This is a genomic window from Pseudodesulfovibrio pelocollis, from assembly GCF_030282845.1.
GTDB lineage: Bacteria > Desulfobacterota > Desulfovibrionia > Desulfovibrionales > Desulfovibrionaceae > Pseudodesulfovibrio > Pseudodesulfovibrio pelocollis.
Map to the genome: position 1 here is coordinate 1 of NZ_JASTWE010000019.1, position 19254 is coordinate 19254.

Sequence of the window (19254 nt, forward strand, 5' to 3'; positions counted from 1 at the left end):
CTTGGTTCCCGTCGGGCCGTCGTTGTCCTGTTTCTCGAAGACCGTCTGACGCAGCCGCTTGATCCAGACCTCGCCGGTGCGGGTGTTGAACATGAGCTTGCGCCCCTGGTTGCCCCCCACGTCCTGCGCGGTCAGCTCCAGCCGGGCGAAGCGCAGCAGCTTGCGCGCCATCTCCACATTGCGCCGCCCGATGTCGTAGGACGAATACTCCATGCCGCGCACCGCCAAGCCGGTCGAACCTCCGAAGAGTTTGAGCACCAGATCGCGCCGGGGCACCCCGACCTTGTCCATGGATTCGAGCATGTTCTGTAGTGCGGTGTCCACGAACCGGCATATCTGCGGCTCGTTTCCCCCGCGCTTGCCTGCCGAACTGTCCGGCAGGAAGGCGTGACAGATGGCGCCGATGCTCATCTTGGGCACATGCATGGTCACGGCCACGCACGATCCCAGTACCGTGGTGACCAGTGTCGGCGCAACGCCGAAAAAACAGTCTCCCGTCTGGAGGAAGACACGGGGCAGCTCCTGCCCGTGGGTGCTCATATGGTGTTGCCCGCTACTGCCGGTTGCGTTCGTTTCCGGGGAGGAACCATTGTCAATTTGTCCCGTGGAGCGTTCCAAGTCAAGCCCTGGCGGGCCCTTTGGCCAGCTCCGAGGAAACAAGCTGGCTGAAAAGCAGCGAGGCGAGGCTCAGGCCCGCCGCGCCAAGAAACACGATCCGGTGGTCGGCCAGCCAGAGCAGCCCGCCCAGCAGGGGGATGATCACGGCCGCGATGTGGTTGATGGTGAAGCCCACGGCCATGCCCGAGGCGATGTCTGCCGGGTCCGCGATCTTGTGGTAGAAGGTCTTGATGGCCATGGCCGCGTTGTAGAGGACATTGTTGACCACATAGAGCGCGCCCGCCACAAGGCCGCTGTCGGTCAGGGCGTAGCCCGCGAAGACCAGGGTCAGGCCCGCGTACTCCACGCTGAGCACGGCCCGCTCGCCAAATCGGTTCACGGCCCGGCCCACCATCGGGGCCGCAAAAAAGTTGACCACGTTGTTGAGCACGAAGAGCGCGGTCACCTGCTCAATGGAATAGCCGAACCGCTGCACCAGCAAAAAGACGGCGAAGGCCACGAAGATCTGCCGTCTGGCTCCGCCGAGGAAGGTCAGGACATAGTAGAGCCAGTAGCGGGCCTTGAGGGTCATCCGCTTGCTCTGGAGGGGTATGTCGACGCTGGAGGGGTCGCGGGTCATGGCCCACAGCCCGGCGGCCACGGCCACGCCCCCGAGCAGGGCGAACATCCCGGTGTAGCCCACTGCCCGGGCCAGGAAAAAGATGGCCGCGCCCACCGGGATGTTGGTCAGGGCCGCCGCGCCGCGCAGGCGGCCCATGACCAGCGGGGCCTCGGCGCGGCTGAAATACTGGAGCGTCAGCGACTGGTTCATGGTCTCGAAGTAGTGGAAGCCGAAGCTCATGAGCAGGGTGGTGAAGACCAGCCCGGCCGTGGTGGGCAGCAGCCCGGCCAGGGCCACGCCCAGGCCCAGGACGCAGACCGAGAGGGCGGCCAGCCGGTGCTCGCGGATGATGAGAAGCAGATACAGGGCGGTGAGGGCCAGAAAGCCGGGCACCTCGCGCACGGACTGGATCAGGCCCACATCGAACCCGGACAGGCCGCCCACTTCCACGGCGAAATTGTTGAAGAGCGTGCGCCACCCCTGGAACCCCACCTGCGTGCCTACCACGAGCACGAGCAGGAAGAGATACATGTGCCGCCGCCGGTATGCGTCGTCCACGGCCACCTCGCTGCGAGGCATGCACAATAGGACTTTGACATGCCGGAAATCAAGGATAGAATCGGTCTGGTGCCGATTGCGTATCGGCACGCCCCCAAATCCCCGGAGACCTTCGCCCATGAGCCATTCCCCCGACACCCGTCCCTGCCCTGGTCCTGTCCTGGTCAGCGCCTGTCTGGCCGGGCAGCGCTGCCGCTACGACGGCACGGCCTCGCCCGACCCCCGGGTCATGGACCTGGTGGCCCGGGGCCGGGCCATTCCCTTTTGCCCGGAGATCGCGGGCGGGCTGCCCACGCCGCGCCCGGCCTGCGAGCTGCGCCATGGCCGGGTGGTGGACCGGGACGGCGCTGACCGTACCGACGCCTTCCTGCGCGGGGCCGAGCAGGGGCTGGATCTGGCCCGGCTGGCCCGTTGTGATCGGGCGGTGCTCAAGGCGCGATCGCCCTCCTGCGGGCTGGGTCATGTTTACGACGGCTCCTTCTCCGGCATCCTGGTGCCGGGCCACGGGCTCTTCGCGGCCATGCTCCTTGACGCGGGCGTCCATGTGGCCACCGAGGAAGACCGGGAGGCAGGATGACGCGCTACTGCGGCCTGCCCCTGACCGTGCGCGCCCACCCGAGCGCCCGGCGGGTGCTGGTCAAGCTGGTGCCGGGCCGGGGGCTGGAGGTGGTGGTGCCGCGCGGTTTTGATCAGGCCCTGGTGGAGGATATTCTCGATGCCCGGCGGCCGTGGATCGAGCGCACCCGGGCGGCCATGGAGGCCAGGGGCACGGATTTGACCGGGCAGGCCCCGGCCCTGCCCGAGACCGTGGAGTACCGGGCCCTGGGCCGCTGCTGCCGGGTGGACGCCCTGCACCGGCCGGGCCGGGCCGAAGTGGTCGAGAACGGCCCGCGCCTGATGGTGCGCGGCCCCCAGGACGACCCGGCCGCCCTCATTGAGGCCCTGGCCCTGTTCACGGCGCGCAAGGCGCGCGAGTTCCTGCTGCCGCGCCTGGACGCGGCCAGCCGCAGGCTCGCCATGCCCTACTCGGCCATGCGGGTGCGCCGCCAGCGGACGCGCTGGGGCAGCTGCTCGTCCCGGGGTGTCATCAGTCTCAACGCCAAGCTCCTCTTCCTGCCGCCCGAGTTGGTGGACCATCTGCTGCTCCATGAGCTGTGCCACACCCGCCACCTCAACCACTCCGACGCCTACTGGGCCCTGGTGGCCAGCCACCAGCCCGACTACGAGCGCCTTGAGCGCGCCCTGACCCGGGCCGTGACCCTGGTCCCGCCCTGGCTTCGCTGACCTTCGGCACCCGTCGTGAGCGCCTCCCCGCGCCGTGCCGCCACCTCGGACAACGCCCGGGTCGTTCCGGTTGCCTTTTCCCTTTCTTCGGCTACAATGATCTTCCACAATCGGGAGTGCGGCCTTGGCGCGGGATGGCCCCGACGCATCCGCGAAGCAGCCGCTGGGAGGGAGATTGTCTTATATAACGAATGATTCCGTAGTCACAGTGGTGTTTGAGCTGTCATGGGAGAGCGCCCATGCGGCCCATGTGGAGCGATATTACGCCGCCGGGGTCAGCTTTGTCCGCGACATCCTGCCCCTGGGCCTCAAGAGCCGCATGCGCGGCCTCGGGGTGGGCGATTCGGTGGAGATGGCCATTGATCCGTCCGAAATTCCCGAGTTCAAGCCGGGCAAGGTGCTGGACATGCCCCTGGCCCGGTTCAAGGCCCCCTTCATCCACAACCGCAAGCTCTGGCCGCGCCTGGGCCGATTCTACCCGCAGCACCTCATCGAGAACGTGCCCGGCACCCGGCCCGACTCTGACGCCCCCTTCCGCGTGGTGGAGACGGACAAGATCGGCTTCAAGGCGGACCTCAACCACCCCATGGCCGGGCGCGACGTGCGCATCCGGGCCAGAGTGCTCGGCATCCGGCCCCCCTCGGGGGAGAGCGGGGTGCTGCGCCGCTGGTCCGACATCCTCTTCCATGGCCCGGGCATGCAGGCCCAGCTGTCCGACGCGGCCACCGACTTTTTTGGCGACGAGCCCTTTGCCCGGGACGACGAGTCCTTTGCCCGAGACGACGAATCGGGCGACGCCCTGTCCCGGGCCACTCCCGGCCAGTGGCCCTGCCTGGACAGCCGGGCGTTGGCGGGCGTGACCGACATCCACGCCGGACTGCTGGGCAACGGCATGGACATCCTCGACCTCATGGCCGGGCGGGACTCCCGCCTGCCCCAAGGCCTGGCCCCGGCCTCGGTCACCGGCCTGGGCGTGAACGCGCGGGAGCTGGTCGCCAATCCGGCCCTGACTGCGTCCGTGGTCCACAATCCCAACCAGGAACCCACGCTGCCCTTTGCCGACGCCAGCTTCGACGCCGTGGTCTGCGCCCTGGCCGTGGAGTACCTGACCCGACCCTTTGAGGTCTTTGCGGAAGCGGCCCGCGTGCTGCGCCCGGGCGGGGTGTTTGTCCTGACCTTTTCCAACCGCTGGTACGAGCCCGGGGTCATTCGCGTCTGGGCCGAGCTGCTGGAATTCGAGCGCATGGGGCTGGTCAGCAGCTACTTCGCCCACACCGAGGGGTTCGGTGACGTGCGCACCATCAGCGAGCGCGGCTGGCCGCGCCCGGCTGACGACAAGGACACGGCCGCCGATCAGACCGCCCTGAGCGATCCAATCTATGCCGTGTGGGCGCGCCTGGATAATTGATTCGGGCGGGAGTGCATGAGCGAAAAGCCGATCCGGCAGGGGAGCGCCCCGCCGGATCGGCCTTTCGTTTCGTCGTCGGGCCGTCAGGCCAGCTGGGCGCGCGACAGGGTGGCGATGAGCCGCTTGAGCAGTTCCAGGTCGTAGGCCCCGCGCTGGGACTTGATCCGGGTCAGGGCCTCGAAGGGGGTCAGGGGCTTGCGGCCCGTGGCACCGCGCACCAGCCCGTCGTACTCGTTGCACAGGGCCACGACCTTGACATAGGAGGGCAGCATGGCCCCGGACGCGCCCGAGGGATAGCCCGTGCCGTTTTCGCGCTCGTGGTGGAAGAGGATGCACTGCAACGTTTCCTGGGGCAGGGGCAGGGACGAGCACACCCCCACCCCCAGGGCCGGATGGGAGCGGACCATGTCCAGCTCGGCCTGGCTCAGGGTGTCGCGCCGCCGGGCAAAGAGTTCGGCTGGCAGCTCCAGCTTGCCGATGTCGTGGAGCATGGCCCCCATGCCCACGGCCACCAGCAGGTCCGCGTCGTCCTTGACATAGGTGGCGAGCACGCTCACGGACAGGACCATGACCCCGATGCCGTGCCGGTACAGCTCGCTGCCCTCGGCGATGAAGCGCGAAAGCTCCCTGAGGGCGTCGTCGCGGGCCAGAAACTTCAGGCTGTTGGCGATGAGCGCCCGGATGCGGGCAAAGCTGCGCTTGTCCATGTCCTTGGGCAGGCTGGTCTCAAAGGCCTGCCGGGCCAGGGAGACCGTGGCGTCGTTCCAGGCCCTGGCCCGCTCGCGCACCGGAATGCTCTCGTCGTCCAGCAGTTCGAGCAGGTTGTCGTGGAGGTATTCCGCGTAGCGGCGGTAGTCCTCGGCGCGCACATAGAGGTGGTCCACGTCCAGCCGGGAGAGCCGCTCCTTGTGCTCGTCCGTGAACAGCTCGCCCTTCTCGGCGTAGAGCACATAGCCGTGATCCTGCTTGAGAAACAGGGAAAAGCCGCCCACCCGGGACGGGATGACCATGAAGGGCGAAACCTTGAACAGCGTTCCGGTCGGCTGCGTGGGGGTGTGGCCGTCATTGTCGGCCGGTGCGGTGGTTCCCATGGCTCCCTCCTGCATGGTCGGGCCGCCGGGATGCTCCTGAACGCCGAGCCCGCGCAATGCGGCCCGGTCAAAGGATGCTCTGGCAACCCGGCTGTCTTCGCTCCCCTTGCGTTGTCCGGTCTGGGGCACAATCGCCGCATACCGCCCGGAAGGGGCAAAGACCCGTGGCTTTCCGTCCCCGCCTCGCGACGGGTTTGGCTTGTCTTCAGATAAGACCATACGCGCCCCGGCCATGCCTGTAAACCTCGGCCGACACGCTTGTCCTGAAACCGCACGGATTGGCGGTCAGGTCCGGCATTGGTGGGATTGATAGTTATTCGAGATGGATATGCTGGCCAAGCCTGTCGCGCCTCCACAGCATCATGCCCCTTGCCTTCGATCTGGGAATGTTTATCATCCCCCGATGCACAACACCGACCCCAAAAATGACATCCGTCCCCGGAAAGTCATCCGTATAGAAGGCGCCCGCCACCACAACCTCAAGAACCTGACCCTGGATATCCCCCGCGATCAGCTGGTGGTGGTCTGCGGGCCTTCGGGCTCGGGCAAATCCACCCTGGCCTTTGACATCGTCTATGCCGAGGGCCAGCGCCGCTACGTGGAGTCGCTCTCGGCCTACGCCCGGCAGTTCCTGCCCCAGATGGACAAGCCGGACGTGGACAAGGTGGAGGGCCTTTCCCCGGCCATCAGCCTGGAGCAGCAGACCGCCACGCGCAACCCGCGCTCCACCGTGGGCACGGTCACCGAGGTCTATGATTTTTTGCGTGTGTTCTTCGCCCGGCTGGGCAAGTTTTACTGCCCCGAGTGCGGCAAGCCCATCGCGGCCCAGACCACGGACGAGATCGTCAACACCGTGCTGGCCATGCCTGAGGGCACCAAGTTCATGGTCATGGCCCCGCTGGTGGAACACCAGAAGGGCACCCACAAGGACCTCTTTGCCAAGCTCAGGAAGGAGGGGTTCGCCCGGGTGCGGGTCAACGGCGCGCTCCACGCCCTGGACGACGCGCCCGAGCTTGAGAAGAACAAGAAGCACACCATCGATCTGGTGGTGGATCGCCTCGTCATCCGCGAAGGCATGGCCAAGCGGCTGACAGATTCCGTGGAACTGGCCCTGACCCGGGGTGACGAGCGCATGCTCGTCTCGGTCCTGGACGGCGACGGACCGGGCCGCGACATCTTCATGTCCACCCTGTCCACCTGCCCGTCGTGCAAGATTTCCATGCCGCGCTTGAGCCCGCAGCTCTTCTCCTTCAACTCGCCCCAGGGCGCTTGCCCCACCTGCAACGGCATCGGCAGCGTGGACTATTTCGAGCCGGACCTCATCGCGCCCAACCGGGGGCTCTCCCTCAACCAAGGGGGCGTCATCCCCTGGAAATCCGCCTATCGCCAGAGCCAGTACGGCCCGCAGCTCAAGAAGCTCGGCAAGGCCCACGGCTTCAGCCTGGACACCTCCCTGGCCGAGTATTCGCCCGAGGCGTGGCACGCGCTCTTTCACGGCGACCCGGCCACGGGCTGGCCCGGCGTGGTGCCCCTGCTCGACCTGAGCCAGCAGCAGGCCGGGGTGTGGGACCACTGGACGGCCCGCTTTCGCCAGAGCCGCCCCTGTCCGGCCTGCCAGGGCGCGCGGCTGCGGCCCGAGGCCCTGGCCGTGCGCGTGGCTGACAGGAACATGGACGCATTCACCTCCATGTCCATCCAGCGCGCCCTGGAGTGGCTCGAAGGCCTGGAATTCGCCGGCCACGAGACGCGCATCTCCGAGCCGCTGCTCAAGGAGCTGACCCACCGCCTCGGCTTCATGGTCAACGTGGGTCTGGAATACCTCTCGCTCGGGCGCAACATGAGCACCCTTTCCGGCGGCGAGGCCCAGCGCATCCGGCTCGCCTCCCAGCTCGGTTCCGGGCTGGTGGGCGTCACCTACGTGCTGGACGAGCCGTCCATCGGCCTGCACCCGCGCGACAACGAGCGGCTGCTCAAAACCCTGCGCTCGCTCCAGAGCCGGGGCAACACCGTGCTGGTGGTGGAGCACGACGAGCCCACCATCCTCCACGCCGACCACGTCATCGAGATCGGGCCCAGCTCGGGCTGGCTCGGCGGCGAAATCGTCTTCCAGGGGCCGGTGGACCAGCTGCTCCAGGCGGACACCCTGACCGGCAAGTACCTGCGCGGCGACCTCTCCATCGCCCCGCCAGAGACGCGGCGCAAGGCCAGGGGAGCCATCGCCCTGCGCGGGGTGACCACCAACAACCTCAAGAACCTGGACGTGAGCATCCCCCTGGGGGTGATGACCTGCGTCACCGGCGTGTCAGGCTCGGGCAAAAGCTCCCTGGTCATGGACTCCCTGTACCGGCACCTGCTCCTGCACATGGGTCAGAAAGCCAACAACCCCGGCATGATCGGCGGCATCGACGGCCTTGATCTGGTGGAGAAGGTCATCTCCATCGACCAGACGCCCATCGGCCGCACCCCGCGCTCCAACCCGGCCACCTACACCAAGATATTCGACGAGATACGCAAGATTTTCGCCGGGTCCAAGGAGGCGCGCACCCGGGGCTACCAGCCTGGCCGCTTCTCCTTCAACGTCAAGGGCGGGCGCTGCGAGGCGTGCAAGGGCGACGGCCAGATCCGGGTCGAGATGCATTTCCTGCCCGATGTCTATGTCACCTGCGAGGCGTGCAAGGGCAAGCGCTACACCGCCCAGACCCTGGAGGTGGAATACCGGGGCAAGAGCATCGCCGATGTCCTCGACATGACCGTGCGCCAGGCCCGCGAGTTCTTCGCCAATCACCCGGCCCTGGTCCGGCGGCTCGATGTGCTGGCCGAGGTGGGGCTGGAATACCTGCGCCTGGGCCAGCCCGCCACCACCCTGTCCGGGGGCGAGGCCCAGCGCATCAAGATCTCGCGCGAGCTGGGCAAGCGCAACCTGCCCGGCGCCCTCTACATCCTCGACGAGCCCACCACCGGCCTGCACATGCACGAGGTGGGCAAGCTCATCCGGGTGCTCCACGCCCTGGTGGACAAGGGGGCCACGGTCATCGTCATCGAGCATAACACCGATGTGATCATGGCCTCGGACCACGTCATCGACCTCGGCCCGGGCGGCGGCGAGCACGGCGGGCGCATCGTGGCCTCGGGCACGCCCGAGGAGATCATCGCCAACCCGGAATCCGTCACCGGCAGCTTCCTGCTGTAACTCCACGAAAAAGGCCGCTCCCCCTGCGTTGGGGGAGCGGCCCGTCTCGTTTCGCGAATCGGCCGGGGGCTACATGACCCGGCAGCCGTCCTTGGTCACCACCACCTGATATTCCCAGCGGATGCCGCCCCAGGCCGGATCGTACAGGCCCGGCTCCACGGTGACCACCATGCCCGGCTCAAGCACGCAGCTGGCGGCCTTGCTCAGGCTCGGCGGCTCGTGGGTCTCAAGGCCGATGCCGTGGCCCAGGCCGTGGGTGAACTGGTGGGCCACCCCGGCCTTGTCGAACACGGCCCAGGCCGCTTCGTAGGCCTCAATGCAGGGCAGGCCGGGCCGGATGATGTCGATGGCCGCCTGCTGCGAGGCGCGCACCAGATCCATGGTCCGCCTGAAGCGGTCCGACGGGGTGTCGCCCACCCAGAAGGTCCGGGTCTGGTCCGAGTTGTAGCCTTGGCAGCGGCAGCCGGTGTCGATGAGCACCAGTTCGTTGTCGCGCAGCAGGGTTTCGCCGGGAATGGCGTGGGGCAGGGCCGCGTTGGGGCCGACCCCGACGATGGTGGAAAAGGCCATCTCCTCGGCCCCGTTCTCGCGGAAGAATTTTTCCACCTCCCAGGCGATCTCGGTCTCGGTGCGGCCCGGTTCGAGCCGGGTCTCGATGTACTCGAAGAGGCGGTGGTTCAGCTCGATGGCCGCATCCATGCGCGAAAGCTCGTCCTCGTCCTTGATCACGCGCAGGGCCTCCACCAGGTTGTCCGCCCCGGTCAGGTCCGTCTTTTCCTTGAGCTTGTCGTAGTCGAAGAGGTGCAGCGCCTTGGGTTCGAAGCCGATGGTTCGGACCTTCATGCTCTCCAGGGTGGCCCGGACCAGATCGTGCTTGTCGCGGCTGTAGACGTGCAGTGCGCTGTCGTCCCAGACACGGCGGGCGGCGTCCACATAGCGGGGATCGGTGAAGAGGCGGTCGTCGCCCGAGGCCGTGACCAGGAGCCAGCCCGAGGATTCGTTGCACTGGGCGTCGTGCAGCTCGAAGCCGCTCAGGTAGAAGCGGTTGGCCGCGTGGGAGACGAGGAGCGCGTCGAGGCCCCTGGCGCGCAGCGACTCGCGGAGCCTCTCGCGCCGGGCGGCGAAGATGTCTGTGTTCATGCGGTGTTTCATTCCCAGCGATAAGTGGTTTCGGGAGCGCCGGTGACCATCCTCTGCGCCCATTCCACGCCCTGCATGACCGAGTGGTCCATGTTGCCCACCTCGTATTTCCAGCCGCCGAAGCGGCCGCGCGAGAAGATGTCGCGTGCTTCGAGCCGGGGCTGGATGGCCTTGAGCGCGCTGTCGCGCTGCAGGCAGGGCACGGGATAGCCGTAGTCCACGGTGGTCTCCCATCGGGTCAGGACATCGGCCACCCTGGCCGCGTCCAGCAGTGAGGTGTTTACCAGACCGTCGATGGTCCGGTCCATCAGTTCGTCGAGGTTCTCCTGCTTGTGGGCCGAGTAGGACGTCTCGCACATGAAGGCGAGCTGCTGGCCGGGCCGGGCCACGTTGTTTGGCGAGTAGTTGTGGAAGTTGGTCACCCGGTAGAAGGGGGCGTCCGGCTCCGGGAAATACATCCAGCAGCGCGGGTTGCGCTCGGCCTCGGATTTGATGTCGAGGCCCACCCCGGCCACGTGGACCGAGTTGTGGGTCAGGCGGCCCGCGGCCTCGACCATGGCCTCGTCCCTGTCTGCCAGCCAGCGCGAGGCGAGGATGTCCAGCGGCGCGGTGTTGAGCAGGGTCTCGTATTCCACGGTCAGCCCGGCCTTGGTGGTCACGCTCTTGGCCTTGGCGTCGATGCAGGCCACTTCCTGGCCGTACTCGATGAACCCGTCGAGCCGGGCGGCCAGCCGCCGGAATATCTCGCCCGTGCCGCCGTGCAGCGGGAACTTGAAGGTGTTGTTCGGCCCCCAGGAGATGTCATCGCGCTCAAGGATGATGTTCTTGAGCACGCGGCGCAGGTCCACCACGCTGACCCGCTCGCCGATCCAGCCGAACTGCATCAGCTTCGGCGGCGTGGCCCAGACCTTGAAATTGTAGGGATTCATGAAATGTTTGGCGATGCCCGCCCCGAAGATGCGCTCGATCCACTGGCCGAAATCGGCGGGGGCGTCCTCGGGCCGGTTGCCGGGCAGAAGGCCCTCCACGCACTCCCAGCGCGCCTGGGGCGGCAGGTGGCGGATGTTGTTCTGAAAGGGATAGGGCACCCAGGTGGCGCAGGAGCGCACCCACGACTCGCGCTCGTGCTCCAGCCGCTCGTCGCCCAGCAGCGAATCGAGCAGGGCGTCGAAATACTCGTAGTGGGAGAAGACCACGTGCCCGCCGATGTCCCAGGTGAAGCCCTTGTCATCCTTGAAGCTGGCCGAGAGCCCGCCCGCGTGGCCGTGCCGCTCCAGCACGATGAAATCGTCCACCCCCAGTTCGCGCAGTCGGTGGGCCGCGCCGAGCCCGGTGGGCCCTGCGCCGATGATCAGGTATTTCTTTTTCACGGATGCTCCCTGTGCTCTTCCTTGCGGAATATATTTCCAATTCCGCCGGAACAATCAAGTTTGATGCCAAACGGGTCAGGCCGAGGGCACGGGAGTGGGAAAAGATCGGAGGGGATCAGCGCGGATGCAGCGGTCACGCGCTCGTGGGCGCGTCCGGCGTCGGTTGCGGCTCGTCCCCCCGGCCCAGGGCGATGGTTCCGGCCACGATGAGCGCCCCGCCCGCCACGGTCCAGCCGTCGGGAATCTCGCCCAGGATGGACGCGCCCCAGAAGGCGGCGAACACGATCTCAAGGCAGGTCACGGCGCTGATGCGTGCCGCCGACTCGATGGCGTAACCGCGCGTCATGAAGTACTGGCCCGCGTTCATGAAGGCGGCGATGCCGAGCAGGTACACCCACTCCAGCGCGGTGGGCCAGACCCAGCCCGAGGCCAGGATGGGCGAGAGCACGGTGATGACTAGGGGCGGGTAGAGCATGACCACGGCCGGGTGCTCTGTCCTGGCCAGGGTGCGCACCGCCAGGATGGCCAGGGAGGTGACCACCACCCCGCACAGGGCCACGGTCACGGCCAGGGGGTCGAGATTCGAGGGGCCGCCGCCGAAGAGAAAGGCCGGGCGGCAGACCACGGCCACGCCGGTGAGGCTCACGGCCACGGCCATGAGCCCGCGCGGGCCGATGCGCTCGCCCAGTACCACCCAGGCCAGCAGGGCCACCACGGCCGGGTGAGTGAAGAGGATGACCGTGGCATCGGCCAGGGGCAGATGGATGATGGCGTAGAACTCGGCGAACAGGGCCGCGAATCCGATCACCCCTCGCAGGAGCAGCATCATCCGGCGCGTGCCGAGCATGCCCACCCCGGTGCGGCGCAGGATGAACCAGACAAAGCCGATGCCCACCAGACCCCGGATGAAGAGCATCTCAAGGGTCGGCACCCGCTCCCCCGCCAGTTTGATCAGCAGTGATCCCACTGAGAAGAGGAGGGTGCCCATGAGCATGTGCCGCATGCCCGGGGTGAGGATGGCGCGCATGGGCCGCACACTAGGCCCGTCCAGAACACGTGACAAGCGGAAATACCGCAACATATCCGTCACCCGATCTCCACCCGTCCGCAAGGAACCGTCAGCCGAGTCCGGCTATGGTTCACTGGCATACGGAACACCGCACTCCTTCCCACTGTCCTGCGGGGTGGGGACTCCCCCCTCTCTCTTCCCCACCCCGCGCCCGGGGGCCTTGCGGCCCCGGGCGGCCATCTCTTGCCAAATTCCGTGGAGTGTGGTTTCACTCTGGACTTATGAAAACATTCCTCTTCCTGCCCCCGGCCAGCAAGCCCACAGGCGGCATCACGGTCCTGCGTCAGATGGCGGACATCCTGCATCAGGCCGGGCGCGAAACGTATCTGGTGGAGCGCGAGGGCGGGAACTGGCGGCCCCAAGGGCTGACCGACGCGGCCCCGGTCCTGGCCTGGAAGGACATGCGCCTGACCCCGGACGATTTCTGGCTGGTGCCCGAGGGGTGGCCCAACGCCCTGGCTCCGGGGTTGGAGGCCCGCGCCCGCTGCGTGGCCTATGTCCAGAACTGGGCCTATCTCTTCTCGGCTCTGCCGCCGGGTGTGGCCTGGGGCGGCCTGCCCGTCTCGTTTCTGGCCGTGTCCGATCCGGTGGCCCACTTCATCCATGAATCCACGGGTCAGACCGCCCCGGTCCTGCGCCCCGGCATCGACCTCGAAATCTTCCGGTGCGAAAGATCCCGGCCGACGGTCGCCACGGACAAACCCGTGACCGTGGCCTTCATGCCGCGCAAGAACAAGGGGCTGGCCGCCCAGATCAGGGCGGTTTTCGAGCACCGCAACGGGCCGGGTGCGGTGCGTTGGCTGCCCATCGAGGGACTGGACGCCTTTGGCGTGGCCAAGGCCTTGCGCTCGGCACACATTTTTTTGATGACCGGATTTCCCGAGGGCTGCCCGCTGCCGCCGCTGGAGGCCATGGCCTGCGGCTGCCTGCCCGTGGGCTTCACCGGCCTTGGCGGGTGGGACTACATGCGCCAGGCCCAGGCCAGCCCCCGCTTCACCCCCTGGTGGCCCCTGCGCGAGGTGGCGTGGTCCGGCAACGGCCTGTGGTGTGCGGACGGCGATGTGCTGGACGCGGCCCTGTGCCTTGAGCAGGCCGCGGCGCTTCTTCGCGAGGGCGGGCCAGGGCTTGACGCCGTGCTCGCGGCAGGGCAGGAAACGGCCAGCGCGTATTCCACGGACGAGCAGAGGAATTCGGTTCTGGCCCTGTGGGACGCATGGTTGAAGTAGGCTGTTGAAAAACGTCCGATTGCTGCGTTGCTTCAAAAAGGTCAAATCCTCGCGTACAGGAAGTACGCTTCGGCCTTGACCTTTTTTCGCGCCTATCGCTGCTGTCCTGATCCGTAGGATTCGCCGAAGACGGCTCATCAACGGCTCAAGGCTGCACTCGAACATTTTTGAACAGCCCAGGTCAACACGAAGTATTACGGTCAGAAAACAGACGAGAGCAACACCCCGATATGGCAAAAAAGACAATCCGCCCGGAACCCGAGTCCCTGAACCTGCCGCTGGTGGGTGTGGAGTCCCACGCCCATCTCGACCTTGATGAGTTCGACGAGGACCGCGAGGCCGTCCTGGAACGCGCCCGCGCCGCCGGGGTGTCCCACCTGATCAACGTCTTTCTCGGCCCGGACGCCTTTGAGCGGGGCCGCCCGCTTTTCGACGGCCATCCCGAGGTGTCCTTCCTGCTCGGTGTGCATCCCAACGATGCGGACAAGCTCACGGACGAGTCCCTTGCGCGCATGCGCGCCCACTTTGCGGCCGACCCGAGGCTGCGCGGCGTGGGCGAAATCGGTCTTGACTACTACTGGGAGCGCGTTCCCCACGACATCCAGCAGCGCGCCTTTGTCCGGCAGCTGGAGCTGGCCCGGGAACTGGGCCGCCCGGTGGTCATCCACTCCCGCGACGCCGATGCCGACACCCTGGCCCTGCTCATGGACAACGGATTCCGCGATTATCCGGTGCTCTGGCACTGCTTCGGCGCCGGGCTCGACCTGGCCCGTAGCGTGGTGGACAACGGCTGGCACGTCTCCATTCCCGGCGTCGTCACCTACAGGCGGACCGACGATCTCCAGGCTGCGGTGGCCCGCATCCCCCTGGAGCGGCTCCTGCTCGAAACAGACTGCCCCTTCCTCGCGCCCGAGCCATGGCGCGGCAAGCGCAACCACCCGGCGCTGATGGCCTTCACCGCCAAGCGCGTGGCGGAGATCAAGGGCCGCAGCGCAGAAGACATCTGGCGGATCACCGGGGACAACGCCCGGCGCTTCTTCGGCCTGTAGCCCCGATCAACTACAGCTTGGACTTGAGCACGATGTCCGTGATGGGGCCGCGCGAGCGGTCGCCCTTGAGGACCATGTGCGCGTAATTCTTGTATCCCTTGAGCTTTTTCACGGTCCAGTTGAGGCCGTTGTTGGACTCGTTGAGGTAGGGGTTGTCCACCTGCCGGGTGTCGCCAAGGCAGATGCACTTGACCCCTTCGCCCATGCGTGTGAGCAGGGCGCGCGTCTCTCCGCGCGAGAGATTCTGCATCTCGTCGATGATGACCACGGCGTTTTCGATGTTCATGCCCCGGATGAAGGCCACGGGCTGGATCTCGAACTTCTTGGGATTGAGCTTGAAGGACTCGCCTTCGGGGTTGGCAAAGATGCGGTTGGCCGGACGGATGTCGTGGAGCTTGATGAGCAGATCCTGGATGTACTTGATATATGGGAGCATTTTTTCCTCTATGTCGCCGGGCAGATAGCCCATCTTGGCCCCGATCTCCACCACGGGCTTGACCAGATATATCTTGCGGAAGGGGTTGTCCTTGCGCTCAAGGGTCAGGTAAAGGGCGGCGGCCAGGGAGAGAAAGGTCTTGCCATACCCGGCCTCGGACTGGATGGAGACCAGATCGATGCCTTCCTCGATCATCAGCTCCAGGGCGAGGTTCTGATAGACGCTGCGCGGCTTGACCCCCCATATCTCGTGGGTGTAGGCGATGGGTTTCGGCCCCTCGGGGCCGTGGAACACCGGGGTGCCGCTCTCCCAGCGGAAGCAGTTGGGCACCAGTTCCTCGTCATCCTCCACAAACCCGGTGTAGCGCTGCGATTCCGAGCGGAACGGGTCGGAATCGCGGTACTCCTCGCTGGGGATGCCAAAGCACTTGGCCTTGAGTTGGAGGATGCGGTCGTTGGTGATCAGGGTGGCCTCTATGGGCCCCATGTGCAGGATTTCCTTGAGGATGCGGTCATCCATCACATCGTCGGTGAGGGTCAGGGCAAAATCCGGCGGGAAAATGGTGACCAGTTCGTCCCGGAGAATGGCCTGGACGGCCTGGGAGACGATGTGCCCGATGCGCGGGTCTTTCTTCAGCCCGTCCAGCTCGGTCAGGACGGTGTAGGGGATGTATATCTGGTTTTCCTGCCCGTTGCGCAGGGCAGTGATGCATTTGGGATTTTCAATGAGGACGTTGGTGTCGAGGACAAAGTGCTTCTGGGCCATAATCCCCCGTCCGATGATTTGATGTTGGATCGACTGGCGTCGCGCCCCACCTGGACCATTGGCCTCACCGGGCCTGGCGTCACCGAATTGTCTTCATTGGCACCTCCGCTGTCTTTTTCGGATTCATGTCCATATCGTGACCAGTTTTCCAGAAAATGTCTAGAAGCAAGATGCGCCATCCGGCGGGCTGCTGCATGACGGCCCTGTGACATTTTTCGGGGCGGACGAGGACTCCCGTCATGGGGGCAGACGCCGAAGAAAACTGGCGCGGCTTTACACGTCCGGGATATTGCGGCTAGGATGGGGCCTCCCATCCACCCCAGCGACGCGAGGTTGCCGTGGCCCCGGATACCCCCATATTCGTCCTTACCGACACCCCGGCCCTCTACGGCACTGATCTGCTGCTTGATGGACGGCCGCCGGTGTTCGTCAGGGACGCGGCCACCCTGCTGGCCCGGCTCAAGGATGCCGACTTCGCCGGGCTGGTCCTTGAGATCGGCAAGGTCATGCGGGCCGGTCGGGCCGAGCGGGACCGGCTGTTCAGCTACGCCGGGTGTTTTCCGGTCCTGCGTACCAAGCCGCATCCACGGGTCGGCTTTGTGGCCTATCTCGATCCCAGGGACCGCTTCCTGGCCAGTCTGGCCGAGACTGCGGGCAAGAGGGTGCGCGCCCACGACAGGGTCGCGGCCCTGCTCCCCTGTCTCTTCTCGCGCGAGGACGACCCGAGTCTGGTCCATCCCCTGGAGGGCCTCATCCTCGACATCTCGCCCGGCGGCTGCTTCATCAAGGCCGCCAGGACCTTCCCGGGCGAGACCTTCGCCCACGTCAGGATTCCCCGCCTCGCCAACAGGCGGCCCATCTTTTCGAGCGTCCGGTGGTCCAGTGCTGGGGGGACCCGGCCGGGCGTGGGTATCATGTTCATCGACATTGCCGAGGATCAGGCGGAAGAAATCGCGCAGCTGCGCGACGCCAAGGACAGCGGAGACTGAACCAGAGTCCGCCGCGATCAGCCCGCCGGGGCCAGACGGGCGGCCAGCAGGCCTGAGCGGTCGGCTGCGGCCAGGGCACGGGCAAAGGCGCGCTCCTGCCCCTGCGACTTGGCCAGCCTTTGGGCCATGGCCAATTCCTCCAGGCCGGGTTCGACCCGGTATGAGCGCAGGTTGGCCAGCGCCAGATCCAGGGTCAGCCGCCAGTCGTCGCGCTCCCGCAGGGTCAGCGAAGAAAGCAATCCCACCCGCAGCTGCGAATATCCGGGCAGGGGCCTGAGCATGGTATCGAGCAGACGCATGATGGGCGGGTCCTCGGGCCGGTCGTTCAGTACGGCCAGCAGGCACTCGCTGGCCGAGGCGGGCAGGTGCGTGGCCGGGTCAAAGGCGAACCCGGACCGGATCACCGCCCCCCGGCGGGCCGCATTCCTGGCCCAGAGGATGCGCAGATCGTCCGGCGAGCCGGGCGGGCCGGGGTTTTTGATCCCGGTGTTGCGGATGTGGCGATACCAGAAGGACTTGGCCGCGTCGAAACGGCCCAGGCGCAGGGCGGCCATGGACCCGGTCAGGTTCGCCTCGGCCGAATCCTCCCACAGCCCGGCGGCCAGCAGACTGTCCACCGTCGTGGCCAGGGGGGCGGTCATCCCGGCCATGGCCTGCACGCGCATGGCCGCGCAGACCATCTCGGGCGACACGGTCAGATCAATGGCCCCGGCGCCCCCGGCCAGCCGCGCCAGAACCTCCCGGGCCGATCCCCCGAACATGCCCGCTTCCCACATAGTGGCCACGGTCAGGGCCAGCCAGATATCGGCCTCGCGCCCCCTGGCCCGGAGGTCCGTGGCGTCGCGCCCGTATTCCAGGATGCGTTGCGCCCGATGCCGGACCGTGTGCTCGGCCAGCACCCGCGCACGACCTGCCTGGCCCATGGCCTGGGTCAGCCTGGGGTTCTTCAGGTACAGGCCGAGCTTTTCCACAAGCTCCACCCCGTCGGCATAGGTGTCGAACTCGCGGCCCGGCTCGAACAGCGATGCCTGCTCCTCGCCCAGGTCCTGGCCCAGCACCAGACAGCCGCAGGACGCGCCCTCGAAGAGGCGGAAATTTACCTCGTCCAGAATCGATTCGTTGGGTACGATCCGCGCGTCGCGGTAGAGATCGAGCATGGCCCCGAAGGAGAGCCCCTCGGTCACGGTCAGTACATGCCCGGCGCACGACCGCTCAAGCAGCCGTACCATCCATGTCCTGCCCGGCCGGGCGGCGCTCTGGCGGCCCACAAAGGCCACGTCGCGCGTGCGCTGCCCGTGGGCTGGACTCGGCGAGGACAATCCGAAGGTGGGCAGCCAGCGCACATCGGCCGCGCCCCGCCCGGCAAGCGCCGGAATGGCCGCCCGCTGCGAGGAGCAGGTCAGGTCGAAAAGGCGCGCATAGGGCGCATGCCAATACCCGTTGAGGTGCGGGTCCATGCACCAGAGCATGGCCGGGCAGGCGAGCGAATCCAGCCCCGCTAGCAGGCATCGCCGCCCCAGGGACTCGATCTGCACGACGAGGTCCGGCACAAAGCCGCGCCCCTCCCGCGCCCGGGCCAGGGCCTCGCCCAGGTCCAGCACCGCTCCGCCGGAACCGGCGAGGCGCAGCACATCGCATCCCAGTTTATCGAAGGCAGTGGCAAGCAACTGGGGCCCGTCGATCAGGCACACGTTCTTGATTTCACCCATGCCTCGGACATAACCTGATTTCCCCCTGGTTGTCATGGGGTAACCCCCTCGCCATGCTGCCTTTTTTCACACCATGCCTCAGCTGCGACACGCATGGCCGCAGAAGCAACCTTCCGATATGACAGGGAGTTTCTTTGGCCGCAAATGCGCGGCCCAGGCCTAAGCCTAACGCGCGTCACTGCCGATAAGAGGGGTAACCCGAGCGCTCAGGCCCGGCCCCGGCCCCGGGAAATGTATCCGGGACACGACCCGGGACAGGGCCGAAGGCAGCGAGGAGAGCCGTCTGCATGGACGCGGACCAGGGTGCCGCAACGGACGGGGGGGAGACTGGGGGGATGGGCCGAAAGGTCCGTCCCCCACACCTTCAACGACCCAGGGAGGGGTTGATGAAGAGGCAGGAATCAGGTCGCGACAGTGCGGCCGAAATAGAAACCGAACGCGTCCTCAGCGATTTCGATGCAGCCAGAGGGGAGCGCCCGGACCGCGCCCGCCTCGGCCGCGACCGCTTCGACCACGAGGAGGAGGCAGAGCGCGCCCGCAAGATCGCCCGGCTCAAGTCCCTGGTGCGCTCCGGCCAATACCGGGCAGACATCAAGGACATCGCCAAGCTGCTCACCTCGGCCATGGACCCGACCCCATAAGGAACCCCGCAGGGGCCACTCATGGGTGCCGGGCATCACGCATCCCGACCTTCGCCATCCTGGCTGTCCAGTCACAATATCCAGAAATATTGGATGATCTCCTCTGGCTG

16 protein-coding genes and 1 riboswitch are annotated in these 19254 nt (G+C 66.6%); of the genes, 8 read left to right on the forward strand and 8 right to left on the reverse strand.

The window, feature by feature from the left end; genetic code table 11:
* Together QQS14_RS08290 and QQS14_RS08295 are read right to left on the reverse strand one after the other, a co-directional pair.
* A partial coding sequence (locus tag QQS14_RS08290; protein ID WP_285906512.1) for a chemotaxis protein CheD occupies positions 1–540 on the reverse strand: 540 nt, incomplete at its 3' end.
* 79 nt (positions 541–619) lie between these two features.
* Positions 620–1777: an MFS transporter gene (locus QQS14_RS08295; protein WP_285906513.1), complete on the reverse strand. Its 1158-nt coding sequence runs from the start codon at positions 1775–1777 to the stop codon at positions 620–622.
* Between the two features lie 118 nt (positions 1778–1895).
* On the opposite strand from QQS14_RS08295, the gene QQS14_RS08300 reads away from it, so the two are divergent.
* From QQS14_RS08300 to QQS14_RS08310, 3 genes are all read left to right on the forward strand, one after another.
* Positions 1896–2354 (forward strand): 2-thiouracil desulfurase family protein, encoded by a 459-nt coding sequence (locus QQS14_RS08300; protein WP_285906514.1) that lies wholly within the window; start codon positions 1896–1898, stop codon positions 2352–2354.
* Entirely contained in the window at positions 2351–3061 is a 711-nt protein-coding gene (locus tag QQS14_RS08305) for a M48 family metallopeptidase (protein ID WP_285906515.1), read from the forward strand. Before QQS14_RS08300 ends, QQS14_RS08305 begins: the two co-directional genes overlap by 4 nt.
* Before the next feature lie 211 nt (positions 3062–3272).
* On the forward strand, positions 3273–4469 hold the full coding sequence (locus QQS14_RS08310; protein ID WP_285906516.1) for a methyltransferase domain-containing protein: 1197 nt from the start codon (positions 3273–3275) through the stop codon (positions 4467–4469).
* Between the two features lie 83 nt (positions 4470–4552).
* Here the strand turns inward: QQS14_RS08310 and QQS14_RS08315 are convergent, their stop codons facing one another.
* Positions 4553–5560, reverse strand: coding sequence for an HD-GYP domain-containing protein (locus QQS14_RS08315; protein ID WP_285906517.1), 1008 nt, complete (start codon positions 5558–5560; stop codon positions 4553–4555).
* A 78-nt stretch (positions 5561–5638) separates the two neighbouring features.
* A riboswitch (cyclic di-GMP riboswitch) is annotated at positions 5639–5769 on the reverse strand.
* Between the two features lie 194 nt (positions 5770–5963).
* On the opposite strand from QQS14_RS08315, the gene uvrA reads away from it, so the two are divergent.
* Positions 5964–8750: an excinuclease ABC subunit UvrA gene (gene uvrA, locus QQS14_RS08320; protein ID WP_285906518.1), complete on the forward strand. Its 2787-nt coding sequence runs from the start codon at positions 5964–5966 to the stop codon at positions 8748–8750.
* A 69-nt stretch (positions 8751–8819) separates the two neighbouring features.
* On the opposite strand, the gene QQS14_RS08325 is transcribed toward uvrA, so the two are convergent.
* From QQS14_RS08325 to QQS14_RS08335, 3 genes are all read right to left on the reverse strand, one after another.
* Positions 8820–9890, reverse strand: coding sequence for a M24 family metallopeptidase (locus QQS14_RS08325; protein WP_285906519.1), 1071 nt, complete (start codon positions 9888–9890; stop codon positions 8820–8822).
* 8 nt (positions 9891–9898) lie between these two features.
* Positions 9899–11260 (reverse strand): protoporphyrinogen/coproporphyrinogen oxidase, encoded by a 1362-nt coding sequence (locus tag QQS14_RS08330; RefSeq protein WP_285906520.1) that lies wholly within the window; start codon positions 11258–11260, stop codon positions 9899–9901.
* A gap of 133 nt (positions 11261–11393) precedes the next feature.
* On the reverse strand, positions 11394–12287 hold the full coding sequence (locus tag QQS14_RS08335; protein WP_285906521.1) for a DMT family transporter: 894 nt from the start codon (positions 12285–12287) through the stop codon (positions 11394–11396).
* A gap of 263 nt (positions 12288–12550) precedes the next feature.
* Between QQS14_RS08335 and QQS14_RS08340 the strand changes: the two genes are divergently transcribed.
* Positions 12551–13555, forward strand: a complete 1005-nt coding sequence (locus QQS14_RS08340; protein WP_285906522.1) for a glycosyltransferase family protein — start codon at positions 12551–12553, stop codon at positions 13553–13555.
* Positions 13556–13785: 230 nt separating this feature from the next.
* Positions 13786–14604 (forward strand): TatD family hydrolase, encoded by an 819-nt coding sequence (locus QQS14_RS08345; protein ID WP_285906523.1) that lies wholly within the window; start codon positions 13786–13788, stop codon positions 14602–14604.
* 10 nt (positions 14605–14614) lie between these two features.
* Here QQS14_RS08345 and QQS14_RS08350 read toward each other — a convergent pair whose 3' ends face one another.
* Positions 14615–15805 (reverse strand): PhoH family protein, encoded by a 1191-nt coding sequence (locus QQS14_RS08350; RefSeq protein ID WP_285906524.1) that lies wholly within the window; start codon positions 15803–15805, stop codon positions 14615–14617.
* 338 nt (positions 15806–16143) lie between these two features.
* On the opposite strand from QQS14_RS08350, the gene QQS14_RS08355 reads away from it, so the two are divergent.
* Positions 16144–16794, forward strand: a complete 651-nt coding sequence (locus QQS14_RS08355; RefSeq protein ID WP_285906525.1) for a PilZ domain-containing protein — start codon at positions 16144–16146, stop codon at positions 16792–16794.
* Positions 16795–16811: 17 nt separating this feature from the next.
* Here QQS14_RS08355 and QQS14_RS08360 read toward each other — a convergent pair whose 3' ends face one another.
* Entirely contained in the window at positions 16812–18503 is a 1692-nt protein-coding gene (locus QQS14_RS08360; RefSeq protein WP_285906526.1) for a glycosyltransferase family protein, read from the reverse strand.
* Positions 18504–18889: 386 nt separating this feature from the next.
* Here QQS14_RS08360 and QQS14_RS08365 point away from each other — a divergent pair, with 386 nt between their 5' ends.
* Entirely contained in the window at positions 18890–19144 is a 255-nt protein-coding gene (locus QQS14_RS08365; protein WP_285906527.1) for a flagellar biosynthesis anti-sigma factor FlgM, read from the forward strand.
* Positions 19145–19254 lie beyond the last annotated feature (110 nt).